Origin of the sequence: Nibribacter koreensis, assembly GCF_039541795.1 — a bacterium.
GTDB classification, from domain to species: domain Bacteria; phylum Bacteroidota; class Bacteroidia; order Cytophagales; family Hymenobacteraceae; genus Nibribacter; species Nibribacter koreensis.
This window is the reverse complement of sequence record NZ_BAABGX010000003.1, coordinates 610,980-623,214: the sequence shown is the minus strand read 5'-3', so window position 1 is coordinate 623,214 and position 12,235 is coordinate 610,980. Positions and strand designations below refer to the sequence as shown.

General features: G+C 49.7%; 10 protein-coding genes. 1 reads left to right on the top strand and 9 read right to left on the bottom strand.

What is annotated here, in order from left to right; translation table 11 throughout:
* Positions 1 to 93 precede the first annotated feature (93 nt).
* From ABD880_RS18000 to lon, 3 genes are all read right to left on the bottom strand, one after another.
* Entirely contained in the window at positions 94 to 462 is a 369-nt protein-coding gene (locus ABD880_RS18000; protein WP_345169298.1) for a hypothetical protein, read from the bottom strand.
* Between the two features lie 118 nt (positions 463 to 580).
* Positions 581 to 1,630, bottom strand: a complete 1,050-nt coding sequence (gene porQ, locus ABD880_RS17995) for a type IX secretion system protein PorQ (protein ID WP_345169296.1) — start codon at positions 1,628 to 1,630, stop codon at positions 581 to 583.
* A gap of 18 nt (positions 1,631 to 1,648) precedes the next feature.
* Positions 1,649 to 4,153 (bottom strand): endopeptidase La, encoded by a 2,505-nt coding sequence (gene lon / locus ABD880_RS17990; protein ID WP_345169293.1) that lies wholly within the window; start codon positions 4,151 to 4,153, stop codon positions 1,649 to 1,651.
* 194 nt (positions 4,154 to 4,347) lie between these two features.
* Between lon and ABD880_RS17985 the strand changes: the two genes are divergently transcribed.
* The gene (locus ABD880_RS17985) at positions 4,348 to 6,354 is read left to right on the top strand and encodes an OmpA family protein (protein ID WP_345169291.1); all 2,007 of its coding nucleotides are present in this window, start codon (positions 4,348 to 4,350) and stop codon (positions 6,352 to 6,354) included.
* A 655-nt stretch (positions 6,355 to 7,009) separates the two neighbouring features.
* Here ABD880_RS17985 and ABD880_RS17980 read toward each other — a convergent pair.
* From ABD880_RS17980 to ABD880_RS17955, 6 genes are all read right to left on the bottom strand, one after another.
* Positions 7,010 to 7,822 carry a hypothetical protein gene (locus tag ABD880_RS17980; protein ID WP_345169289.1) on the bottom strand — a complete coding sequence of 271 codons (813 nt, stop codon included), beginning with the start codon at positions 7,820 to 7,822 and terminating at the stop codon, positions 7,010 to 7,012.
* A 45-nt stretch (positions 7,823 to 7,867) separates the two neighbouring features.
* On the bottom strand, positions 7,868 to 8,371 hold the full coding sequence (locus ABD880_RS17975) for a DUF6702 family protein (protein WP_345169286.1): 504 nt from the start codon (positions 8,369 to 8,371) through the stop codon (positions 7,868 to 7,870).
* 117 nt (positions 8,372 to 8,488) lie between these two features.
* Positions 8,489 to 9,802: an RIP metalloprotease RseP gene (gene rseP / locus ABD880_RS17970; RefSeq protein ID WP_345169284.1), complete on the bottom strand. Its 1,314-nt coding sequence runs from the start codon at positions 9,800 to 9,802 to the stop codon at positions 8,489 to 8,491.
* A gap of 92 nt (positions 9,803 to 9,894) precedes the next feature.
* The gene (locus ABD880_RS17965) at positions 9,895 to 11,049 is read right to left on the bottom strand and encodes a 1-deoxy-D-xylulose-5-phosphate reductoisomerase (RefSeq protein WP_345169281.1); all 1,155 of its coding nucleotides are present in this window, start codon (positions 11,047 to 11,049) and stop codon (positions 9,895 to 9,897) included.
* Positions 11,050 to 11,140: 91 nt separating this feature from the next.
* Positions 11,141 to 11,518, bottom strand: a complete 378-nt coding sequence (locus ABD880_RS17960) for a hypothetical protein (RefSeq protein WP_345169279.1) — start codon at positions 11,516 to 11,518, stop codon at positions 11,141 to 11,143.
* 62 nt (positions 11,519 to 11,580) lie between these two features.
* Complete coding sequence (locus ABD880_RS17955; protein ID WP_345169276.1) at positions 11,581 to 12,162, bottom strand: hypothetical protein; 582 nt, start codon at positions 12,160 to 12,162, stop codon at positions 11,581 to 11,583.
* Between the last annotated feature and the right edge of the window lie 73 nt (positions 12,163 to 12,235).

Sequence of the window (12,235 nt, the reverse complement as noted above, 5' to 3'; positions counted from 1 at the left end):
GATGGATTGATTGAGAGAATGTTTCTTTCTCCCAAGCAATCGTCTTCAAGTTTATAGTCTACGCCCAAAGGCGGTTTTTCTTTTATTTTATCGTTACAACAATCTATTTATTACTTCATAAAAGCCACGCAACACTATCACGGCAACAGTGAATACTGTACCTAGGCCTAAAAAGACTGGTCCTACTTTCATGTCCAAATCATCAATGCCTTTCCTCAGAATTATCTCGGTTAACCACCCAAAGCAATAACAAACGTTTATTGCCAAGGCTAGCATCAAAATCAATCCGAAGCCGAAGAAGGCATTGTATCCTAACAGAACGACTGTCAAAGCCAGAGTAAAGATGGAGACAAGAAAGTAGACAAGATTAAATTTTAGTCTTCTCCTTTCCCACCACAAGATTATCTCCTTCGTGCTATTAGGAGCATTCTCTTGATTGAGATAGGCTTTCAATTTATTCATTCAACGACACTTATTGCTTATTAATTTAAATGACATCGTTTTCAGGCTCTTTTCCAGAAAACAGGCCAAAAACGACATTCATCATTTTCAAATTTGCACATCTCCAAATTTCCAAATCTTACAACTCTGGTGCCTTGCTCAAAAAGCTGTTCAGGTCGGTGGTGAGCGTGAGGTAATGACCGGCGCCGGCCACGTGAAACTTAGCGTAGCTGTAGTCAAACCGGAAGGCTTTGATACGGATGGAACTTCCGAAGGAGAAACCCGCCATGCCGCCTGCGTTTTCCTGGACGAGTTCCTGGTGCCGCAAATGGTTGTACCCCGCCCGCAGTTGAAAGTTTTGGCTCAGGAGAAATTCGCCGCCCACCACGAAGTGCCGGGCCAGCTGGTCCCCGAAGCTTTTCTCTTCCTTCACCTCCTCGTTGTTTTCATTGATGGTGCCTTTTTGGTTGGGGTCAAGGTACACAATGTCCCATTTATGCAACTGGTGCCCCGTCACCGACAACCTGAACGGCGCATGCTCGGGTTTGTAACTCACGCCCAGCTGCACGTCCAAGGGCAAGGGTTCACGGTCGCCGCCATCATAGGGTTTGAGCATTAAACCCAAATTCTTGATGGCCACGCCAACTATTAATTCTTTCTGAGGATGCTTGAAAGTACCACCCAAATCAATGGCCGTAGCAAAGGCTTGGTTGCCGGCAATGTTAGATACGGCTCCTTTCAACGTGCCACCTACCGTGAAATGCTCAATGGTTGACGCATGCGAAAGCGTCACTACATAGTCCCGCACGTTGAAGCTTCCTTCCTCCAAGCCGGCGGCATCACGTTGGGTGAAAGCACCATAATCCAGATACTGCACCCCCACGGCATTTCTGCCGTATTTGGCGTGGTCAAAGGTGTATTGGACGTTGTTCTGACTGATGTCTGAGAGGTAGTTGAGGTGCGTGAAGGATAGGTGCCGATTGGTCTTGCCTTGCAACAGCGCAGGGTTCTCTGTCACCGCGTTTACTTCCTCCAACCCTGAGGAGATGTTAATGCCGCCCAAAGCCGCCACCCGTGCGTGCGTTGGTATTTGCAGAAACGAAAAAGCAGAACGCCCTCCCAACTGAGCATAGGCGCACTGCAGGACAGCAACCCATAGAAGCCCCAGAAGGAAAAGGCGTTTTTGCATTGTTTTCAGGAAAATAGACTAAAATAAGCTGTCGGCGCGGGCCGGAACTGGTTCCTCCGTGACTTTCAATTCTAGCGGTTTGGCGACTTTCTCCGGCAATAGCGCAAACTCCAGCACGTCATCCACGCGGTCCACGTAATGGATGTTGAGCCCGGCAATGTAATGCGCGGCAATCTCATTCACGTCTTTGCGGTTCTTGTCGCAGAGAATCACGTCCTTCACACCGGCGCGCTTGGCCGCCAGAATCTTCTCTTTGATACCACCCACCGGCAATACTTTTCCGCGTAGGGTTATCTCACCGGTCATGGCCAGGTGCGAGCGCACTTTGCGTTGCGTGAACACTGAGGCGATGGAGGTAAAGATGGCGATACCCGCGCTTGGCCCATCCTTTGGCACGGCCCCTTCCGGGAAGTGGATGTGCAGGTCATACTGGTCAAACAGGCGGTAGTCAATGTCCAGCTCCTGGGCGCGGGCGCGCAGGTAAGAAATAGCCGTCATGGCTGACTCCTTCATCACATCGCCCAACTGACCAGACAAGGTCAACTTGCCTTTGCCGCGGCTCAACAGAGATTCAATGAACAGGATGTCACCACCCACAGAGGTCCAGGCCAAGCCCGTCACCACGCCCGCGGTTTCATTGTCCTGGTACAACTCTTTATCAAAAATCTCAGGTCCCAGAATGCGCACCACGTCTTTGGCTTCCAATTTGGCCGGCCACTCCTCTTCCATGGCTTTGGATTTGGCAATGTTCCGGACAACAGCCCCCAGTTTACGTTCCAGATTCCTTACCCCAGACTCACGGGTATAGTCTTCAATCACTTTCTGGATGGCCGCCGTGGAGAAAGCAACGTCTTTGGGTTCCAGGCCGTGGTCTGCTTTGAGCTTGGACAGCAAGTGGCGCTTGGCAATCTCTACTTTCTCTTCAATAGTATATCCGGTCACCTCAATAATCTCCATGCGGTCGCGCAGAGCGGGGTGAATGGTATCCAGAGAGTTGGCCGTGGCGATGAAGAGTACCTTGGACAGGTCATACTCCACCTCCAGGTAATTGTCCACGAAGGTATGGTTCTGCTCTGGGTCCAACACCTCCAGCAAGGCACTGGATGGGTCTCCTCTGAAGTCAGAATTAATCTTGTCCACCTCGTCCAGAATCATCACTGGGTTAGAGGATTCTACCTTCTTGATTTGGCTGATGATACGACCCGGCATAGCACCCACATAGGTCTTGCGGTGCCCTCTTATCTCGGCCTCATCACGTACACCGCCCAAGGCAATGCGCACATATTTACGGCCCAAAGCTTTGGCTACGGAACGACCCAGCGAGGTTTTACCCACACCCGGAGGTCCGTACAAGCAAAGAATAGGCGCCTTCATGTCGTTCTTCAGCTTCAAGACCGCCAGATACTCCAAGATGCGTTCTTTTACTTTCTCCAGCCCGTAATGGTCGGCGTCCAGGATTTTCTTGGTGCGCTTCAGGTTGAAGTTGTCTTTGGTGTTCTCGTTCCACGGCAAGTCTAGCAGGAACTCGCAGTAGTTTAAGGAGATAGGATACTCGGCGGCCTGCGGGTTTAAGCGGCCCAGTTTGTCTATCTCTTTGTTAAAGTGCTTGGCAACGGTTTCGGGCCATTTCTTTTTGGCGGCGCGCAGGCGCATCTTCTCTACTTCCTGTTCGGGGCCGTCCATGCCCAGCTCGTCCTGCAAGACTTTGATTTGCTGACGCAGGAAATAATCGCGCTGCTGCTCATCAATGTCCAGGTGCACCTTGCTGTGGATTTCCTGCTTGATTTCCAGCATCTGGATTTCGCGCATCATCAACTGCAACAAGGTAGTGCCGCGCTCTACACCGTCATTGATTTCCAATAATTTCTGCTTCTGGGCAACCTCTACGTTGATGTTAGAAGACAGGAAATGCGTCAAGAAGCTAGGGCTATCAATGTTGTCCAGGGCCACTTGGGCTTCCTGCGGAATCTCTGGGTTGAGTTTTAGAATCTTGGCCGCCGCTTCTTGTAGCGAGCGCACCAGGGCTTTTACCTCTTTGCTGGTTTTGTTGGGGAACACCTCTGGGCAGTAAGACACCTTGGCCGTAAGGTAGGGGTCTTCCTGGGTGACTTCTTCTACCTTAAATCGGCTCTGTCCTTGTATGATGATAGTGGTGTTCCCGTCTGGCAAGACCAGCATCTTCAGGATTTTGGCCATGGTACCTACGGTGTACAAATCCTCGCCGCCCGGTTCTTCTGCGGACATGTTCTTCTGGGCCACAACGCCCACAATCTTATCGCCGCGGTAAGCTTTGCGCACCAGTTTCACAGACTTCTTTCTAGTCACGGTGATGGGCAACACAACGCCCGGGAAAAGCACAGTGTTGCGTACCGGTAAAAGCGGCAGGGTATCAGGTTTATTCTTCTCAGCACCGTCCTCGTCCTCCAGGTCAGTGGTGATAATGGAGATAATGTCTCCATTGCCATCATCTGCCAAGTCGGCAAGCATGAGTTGGTGCAGTAGTGTATCTTGGGTATTATTCATAAAAGCGCTCTCTTTGAATGCCATAATGACAGCATTCTGCGCAGGCTGTGCGCGGTTTTGGATGAAGATAGATATATGTCAAGTCCTATGCCAATGTCTGTGGCAAAACTTCTCTATTTGCTAAGAGAACATCGCAGAAAAACTTACATTTGATATGTAATTAAGAATAGTGTTCCCCCGGCAGCTATTTTACTATGCCACTACTCAGACTCCTTTGCCTATCCTTGCTGTTTTCTGCCTACAGTTTTGTCACTGTAGGACAGATAAAATCACCGTTACGCATACGCCAAAAAGCCGTAGCTGACTCGCTTAGGGATAGGACGCCAGACGCTGAACTGGTCCTGAGCTTCCCCAATCTCAACAAAGTAGCCTTCTACCAAAATCCTTCTAAGCTCAGCGCCATTCTAAAACTGGAGCAAAAGCAAAACTGGGCCAAGGTTCTGCCTTTGCTGGAGGAATACGTGGGCAATTTTGGCATTGATAATTTTTACCGCGACACCAAGCTACTTTGGCGTTTAGGGCAGTTGTATGACAAACTGGGCCAGCGCGAAAAAGCCATTGCCTATTATCGTTTGGTGCTCAAACACCACCGCACCGACATCAAGCGTGTGCAACTGTACTATGATTCTCTGGAGCAGAAGAAGCAGGATTTGTATGTACCACTAAAGCAGTATTATGAGATTGTAGAGTACCGCAAATCAGTGGCAACCTACAAACCACCACGCGGTGTCTACACCAATATGGGCGATGCCATCAACTCAAAGGCCGAGGACTACGGACCGGCGGTGCACACAGATAGCGCCTTGTTCATTTACACTTCGCGTAGAAAAGCCACCAAAGCCACCGGCACCGACGAGGACCTTTATTTCTCTAAAAACGAAAACGGCTTCTGGCATGAGGGCCAGTCGTTTGGCAAACCCATCAACAGCATTTACAACGAAGGCTCTGCCTGCCTAAGCCGCGATGGCAAGACCCTTTACTTTGCCCGTTGTGAAAGCCCTGACGGGTACGGCAACTGTGACTTATATTCAGCCACTAAACTTTCTGACGGCTCCTGGGGCCAGCTTAAAAATCTGGGGTCTAACGTGAATAGCAAATCCTGGGACTCTCAGCCTACCCTTTCCCCCAAGGAAGACACCTTGTATTTTGCCTCTGACCGTCTGGGCGGCTTTGGCTTATCAGACATCTATTACACGGTCAAACAGAAAAACGGGGATTGGTCTTCAGCTAAGAACCTAGGGCCGGTAGTGAACACCCGGGAGAGCGAAGTAAGTCCGTATTTCCACCCCTTGTACCAGGTGCTGTATTTCAGTTCACGGGGGCAGTTGCTAAACTTCGGGGACTTTGACATTTACAAAACCTACCGCGTGAACGGTCATTGGCAGGAACCACGCAACGTGGGTCCCTTGGTGAACGGCAAAGGCAGTGAGTATTACTTCACCATTGACGCCGTCTCCAAGAACCTGTACTATGCGCGCTCTGAGGAGAAAGACATGAAGAACCTGGACCTCTTCTCCTTTCCGTTGCCTATGGAAGCGCACCCGCTGGCCGTGACCAAGCTTTCTGGCGTGCTCACAGACTCTATCACCAACAAACCACTCAACGGCATTATCTCCATCATTGACATGGACAACGGCATTGAGGTAGCCTCTAAGTACCTGCGCGACGACGGTTCTTTTGACTTCGACCTCATTGACAACAGCCGCTACATGATGCTCATCCAGAGTCCCGACTTCTTCTCCATTGAAAAGGAAGTGGACCTGAAAAGTGATACCGTCATGAAAATCATGACCACGCTCATTGACTACAGCATTCCGCTCATCTTCAAGAATCTGGAGTTTGACGAAGGCAAAGCCGACATCAAAAAGGACATGGAATCCAGCCTGGACCGGATTGTGCTGTTCATGGTAGACCACCCCGAAATCAACCTCAGCATTGAAGGCCACACGGATGCCTCCGGAGACCCAGACGCCAACTTTGAACTCTCTAACTGGCGCGCCATCTCCATCAAGAAGTATATTGTTGACAAGGGCAAACTGGATGAACGCCGAATCCATGCCGTAGGCAAAGGAAGTTCTGAACCCATCAAGGAAGAGTTCACCCTAGAAGACCGTGCCGTGAACCGCCGCGTAGAGTTTAAGCTGATTAAGCCGGGTACCGGCACTTCTGAAACGAAGAGTGACGGCGGAGAAAAGTGGTAAGAAGGATTTTTCACTAAAGTAAGACTCTCGTTTTTGGCTTGTTTTTCAGAAAACAGTCCAAAAACGAGAGTTTCTATTTCGAAGCAGGATTGGATTAGTATAACAAGCTATAGAGACTAGGCCCTGCGTTGTCTCCCGTCCTTCAAGGCGATGAAGGCATTGCAACCCCTCAAGCCGCAGTCCTCCAGCCCTTGACCGAGGGGAAAGAGACTGGTCAGTTTAAGTCTCTTTCCCCGAGGGAGAAAGCAGTGACGGTTAAAACAGCAGAGGCATAAGCCCACAATGCAACAAGTCACTTCTCACGGTGCACCTTAATGAGCCCCCGCCCTGTCTGAGCGGTCAGCGAGTTCGGGGGCTCTTGATTCTTTTGGTTACTTTTCTCATCAAGGAGAAAAGTGACAAACCTGAATAGAAAGTAAGAATGGGATAGTTTGAAAGGACATAGTTGGAAGGCAGAGGCATTCTTGGTCATTGAGGTTCTTAACAACAACTGCGGGAGGTATGACCAACTTGTGTAAACACCCCTCTACGCTCCCCTCAAGGGGAGAATCTGCGTTAAAGCGCGGTTGAAGCTCTATGAAACAAACTCCCGTTTTCAGCCTGATTCCTAGAAAAGAGGCTGAAAACGGGAGTTTGCAATACAAGTTACTACTTCTTAATTCTTCTTCGGCAAGCCTGGAATCTGGATGGCTGGCGTACGGTCCTCTGGGCGGGGAGCGTCTTTTCTGAGTTTCTTGCCACCCACGTTCACAATCAGGCCAATACTCATGACAGAATTGCCGGCGGTCATAAAATCACGGTTCTTCAGCCCGAAGTTACTACCGCTGGTGTATTGCAATTGGATATTGGGCGTGAGGTGCAGACGCGTATAAAAGACAGGCTCAAAGAAAATATTGTCCTCAGTGGCTTCCTTGATGTCGTTTCTCAGGAACTCACTCATGTTTACGCGGCTCATGCGCAGGGCGGTGCCGTAATTGAGCGTGTGCTCATTGCCAAATAGGGTAAGAAGACGCTTCTTTCTGGAAGAGTAGTTCACCTGCAAAAAAACTTTGTTGAAGGTAACCTCTTGACGGTCATAGGTCATCATTCCCTCGGGGGTAGAGTCCTTGAAGGTACGGTCACTGCTGCCGCGGCCAAGACCGGCGTAAATTTCCAAGATACGGTTTTGATTGGGGCCAAAGGTGGTAAAATAGCCGCCGCCTGCCTCTAGCAGATTATGCCGAAAGTCTTTTTTGCGGGAATCGTTGTTCATCATGGCGCCGCTCACCAATACACCCACGTGGTCTGTGACAGCGTACGCCGAGTTAAAGCTGGCATTGCCTTTGAGCGTGATGTGTGCGCTGGTACTCAGTTCACCCTGTGAGGTAAGCATAGGAGTGTTGGGCACATTGGGCATGTACACACTGGAACAACTGCTTGCTCCTATGGCCAAAAATAAGCCGGCCGCCTTCAGTAACTGTTTTTTCATAAAAGTACTCGGTTTCTTAATCGTGCTCTTATTGGGGGAATGAAATTACAAGGTCACGGTGTGCTGGGAGTCTCCAGATCGGCTCAAGACAGACTTCTTCTTGGCGCCAACCTGTAGGTTGAGGATGTTGGTCTGGTCGTCAAACAACTCCATCAAGAGGTCATTCTGCACAAAAAGGCTTTGTACTGGCGCTTTACCGGCCGGTATCTCAATGTACAGCCAGATGGCGTCTGCTTCTTCCTGGGCGCCCACAAACTTCTGGACGGGCTTGGTGCCTTTGGCGGCAGAGATGGTGAAGTGCGTTTGCAGGTACTCAGCAATGAGTTTGTTCACGCGCTCAGACTTGTCTAGCCTAATACTGGTTTTGTGACGCTTGCTCAGGGCATCTTCCAGATCATCGGCAAAGACCCGGATGGACAACTCGTAATTCTGCGTCTTGGGGTTGTAGCGGGCGTCTGTGATGCTGGTATGGAAGTCATGTGCCCATGCCTGCCCCGGAAGCAGGATACCCAACAGCAAAGCAAAATATAAAGCCTTTCTAATATTCATATGCTCTTTTAAACAGGAAGAGACGCAATTTTATTGCGTCTCTTCTGGCTCTTATAATCAATTAAACTCCCTCAAAGAAGTCTTATATCTTGTGTCTTAGGTCTTGAATCTAATCCGCTAGTTGAACAGCAATTTAAAGAAGTCATTGAAAATGGCAAAGGCCATCAAGCCCAACAACAACACCATGCCCACCTTCTGCGCGTTCTCCAGGAACTTGTCACTTGGCTTACGACCCGACACGATCTCATAGGTCAGGAACATCACGTGGCCACCGTCCAAGGCTGGAATGGGCAGGAAGTTCATGAACGCCAACACCATGGACAACATGGCCGTGATGGTCCAGAAGTTAATCCAGGAGAAGGTACCGCCAAAAATCTGAGCAATACCAATAGGGCCACTCAAGGCCTTAGAGGCAGACACCTCGGCTCTAAAGATCTTCCCGAAGCCTTTGATGTTGGTAGTGATGACAGAGAATGCCTTCTCAGCACCCAAGGGAATAGACTCCAGGAAACCGTAATGATGCGTAGCACGCGGCAACAACAGTTCTGGGTAGAAACCCAAGGTACCGTCTTCCTCCACGGTTGGTTTTAAGGTCATAGGCTTGCCGGCTCTTTCAATCTGCAAAGGAACCGTCTTGGCTTTGTAGTTGACCAAGGCGCCCTGGAACTCATGGAAGAACTGGATAGGCTGATCACCAATCTTTACAATCTTATCACCGGCCTGTAAACCGGCCTTGTCTGCAGCACTGCCAGATTTCACGCTGCCAATCACAAACGGCTCACGCGGCATGATGAAGCCCACCTTATCATTGTCGGCTAGCTTGTCCATCAAGTCTGCAGGCACCTTGATATCTATACGCTGTCCGTCACGCTCAACGGTATAAGAACCGTTGCGGTCCAACAATACCTCTGGGCTGTACACGTCCTGGAACTCCACCAAAGGCTTGCCATTGATGCCTACCACTTTGTCGCCGTCTTTTAAGCCAATCTGCTGACCAATCTCATTGGTGACAATGCCGTATTTCACGTCTTCGGCTAGCAAATAACGGTCACCGTAGTACCAGGTAAGGCCCGCGTAAATGATGATACCGGTAATCACGTTGAAGATGATACCGCCCATCATTACAATCAGGCGTTGCCAGGCGGGTTTGGCCCTGAACTCCCAAGGCTGTGGCTCCTGGTTCAAGGTGGCGGTGTCCAGAGACTCGTCTACCATCCCAGAGATCTTCACGAAGCCGCCCAGCGGGATCATGCCAATCATGTACTCAGTCTCTCCTACTTGCTTGCTCACTAATTTGGGCGGGAACCCGATGGCGTATTTCTCTACGCGCATCCCAAACCATTTGGCGGTCAGCATGTGACCTAGTTCGTGTATTCCTACTAAGATGGTCAGCCCCAGAATTAACTGGCCGGCCATTACTAAAGCATCCATTTGTTATGGTTATAAGGTGTAGCGACTCTTTGGCAAGTGCTGTCTGGTCGCAGAATGTGTCTTTTTGTTGTTTTGCTGGAACGTTCAGCCACTTAGGCGTGTACTCTTTCCTGCGCTAAACGACGGGCTTCCTGGTCTGTCTGAATGTAGTCATCCAAAGAAGGATTGGCAATATACGCAACTTTGTTGAGACAGTCAGAAATGAGGTCAGACATCTCTAAAAACCCAATCTCCTCGCGCAGAAAAGCCGCCACGGCCACTTCATTGGCCGCATTAAGCACGCACGGCGCGTTGCCGCCCCTCTCCATGGCCGCAAACGCCAAGCCCAGATTCTGGAACGTCTCCAGGTCTGGCTTCTCAAAGGTGAGTTGCGGATAGTCCATGAAGTTGAAGCGCGGGTAGTTGGACTTCAAACGGTTTGGATAGCCCAGCGCATATTGGATGGGTAGTTTCATGTCGGGTAAACCCATCTGTGCCTTCAAAGAGCCGTCCTCAAACTGAACGAGCGAGTGCACAATAGATTGCGGATGCACAATGACTTCTATCTGATTGTTTTGCAAGCCAAATAGCCACTTGGCCTCAATCACCTCTAAGCCTTTGTTCATGAGCGAGGCCGAGTCAATGGTAATCTTGGCGCCCATCTCCCAGTTAGGGTGTTTTAAGGCCTGCGCTCTCGTCACGGTCTCTAAAAACGTGCGGTCCTTGCCCCTGAACGGCCCACCCGAAGCGGTCAGGATGATTTTCTCAATGGGATTATGGAATTCGCCGGTGAGGCACTGGAAGATGGCGCTGTGCTCAGAATCCACGGGATAGATGTTCACCGCTTTGGCTTTGGCCAGATCCGTAATCAACTGCCCGGCCACCACCAAGGTCTCTTTATTGGCCAGTGCGATGGTCTTGCCCGCCTCAATGGCTTTGATGGTAGGCAACAGCCCGGCGTAGCCCACCATGGCCGTCAAAACAATATCCACGGTGTCCATCTGCACCACAGAACTCACCGCGTTCAGGCCGGCATACACCTTGATAGGATGCGAGGCCAAAGCGTCCCGTACCTTGTCATACAGGTCTTCCTGCGTAATGACCACGGCGTTGGGCTGAACGGCAATGGCTTGAGTGATGAGCAAGTCTGCGTTGGAGTGGGCCGTAAGCACCTCTACTTCAAACGCGTCTGACTGCGCTTGAATCACTTCCAGGGCCTGCGTGCCTATTGAACCGGTTGAGCCAAGAATGGCTACTCTTTTCTTCATGTAAAAATTAAAAGCCGTTTTTGGCCTGCTTCTGCGAAAATAGGGGAAAAACGGGAGTTTCTTGCGGTTAAAATCCTAAGCGGTCTCAATTCTACCCAGCAGGATTTGCCAATCTCCAGGCGGCTGCCATGAAAAGTATAAAACTTAAAAACGTATACACCAGCAACCAAGCAGTAATACCTGATTGATCACTATCCTTAAAAGTTGCAATGATTTTAGCTACTCTTTTGTTCATTAGCAGCACAGCCACCATCCCTGTCACCCAGCCAAAGGAGAAACAGTAGTAGTGAGGATTCTCTATGAATAGCCCCTGCCACCGTAAAACCACATTCAAAAATATAAAAAGGGTAGTGGCATTCAGGAAAACTAAAAAGAAATACAGTCTCTCAGAGTGGTTGTCTACTTTAACCTTTCCTTTTAATTGCCACCTATATAGGGCATAATACATCATCTCATAGAACCTCACCATGCCCTATAGTTTTCCGTTTTCAGCTTGTTTTACCAAAAATAGCCTAAAAACGGGAAATCCATTTAGCAACCGCACTCGCCCACAAACGGCAGGCTTTGGATGGCACTGGTCTTTAAATCCTTGACCTGCATGATCCCTTTTTTAGAAGCCACCTCGTCCCCGGTCTGTTGGCTGTCTTGAATGGACACGCTTACCTCATACCGGCCTTTTGGATCTTTGTATGGCGAATTTAACATTGATGGGTTTCCTTTTGCCGCACCAACTAAAGGGATTTTGGTGCCATTGACAGAGACCAAGGCCTTCTGCTGGTAGTCATTGAAATAGATGTACTTCTCCTGCTTCAACTCCTGCTCGTTCCGGGCAAAGTAGCAGGCACAGCCTCTAAACTCGTCCAGGTACCCATTGATAACATCTACCTTGAAAGAAGGTTTTTGCGGCTCTAGACTGGTAATGACTTTTTCTTGCTTTGGAGTTTGTAAGGTGGTGTCTGCTACCGTAGTATTCATTGCGGTATCTCTCACCGCTGGCTCTACAGTGGTTTGGGCAGAAGACGTGGTGGTGGTTTCCTGAACCGTTTTATTCTCACTGCACCCTATCAAAACAGTAGCACAAAGGCCTACAACAAAGGAATGAAAATAGCGCATGTCTCTTTTTAATTGGTCTTAGACCGCATACGGACATTTTTCCAGAAGGCTGCTCCCTTTATAGTTGAAAAGC

What these genes read in the sequence shown, in the direction of transcription:
- lon (WP_345169293.1), bottom strand. Translation starts at nt 4,153, where the DNA reads ATGAATAATACCCAAGATACACTACTGCACCAACTCATGCTTGCCGAC.
- porQ (WP_345169296.1), bottom strand. Translation starts at nt 1,630, where the DNA reads ATGCAAAAACGCCTTTTCCTTCTGGGGCTTCTATGGGTTGCTGTCCTG.
- rseP (WP_345169284.1), bottom strand. Translation starts at nt 9,802, where the DNA reads ATGGATGCTTTAGTAATGGCCGGCCAGTTAATTCTGGGGCTGACCATC.
- ABD880_RS17975 (WP_345169286.1), bottom strand. Translation starts at nt 8,371, where the DNA reads ATGAATATTAGAAAGGCTTTATATTTTGCTTTGCTGTTGGGTATCCTG.
- ABD880_RS17985 (WP_345169291.1), top strand. Translation starts at nt 4,348, where the DNA reads ATGCCACTACTCAGACTCCTTTGCCTATCCTTGCTGTTTTCTGCCTAC.
- ABD880_RS17960 (WP_345169279.1), bottom strand. Translation starts at nt 11,518, where the DNA reads ATGGTGAGGTTCTATGAGATGATGTATTATGCCCTATATAGGTGGCAA.
- ABD880_RS17955 (WP_345169276.1), bottom strand. Translation starts at nt 12,162, where the DNA reads ATGCGCTATTTTCATTCCTTTGTTGTAGGCCTTTGTGCTACTGTTTTG.
- ABD880_RS17965 (WP_345169281.1), bottom strand. Translation starts at nt 11,049, where the DNA reads ATGAAGAAAAGAGTAGCCATTCTTGGCTCAACCGGTTCAATAGGCACG.
- ABD880_RS18000 (WP_345169298.1), bottom strand. Translation starts at nt 462, where the DNA reads ATGAATAAATTGAAAGCCTATCTCAATCAAGAGAATGCTCCTAATAGC.
- ABD880_RS17980 (WP_345169289.1), bottom strand. Translation starts at nt 7,822, where the DNA reads ATGAAAAAACAGTTACTGAAGGCGGCCGGCTTATTTTTGGCCATAGGA.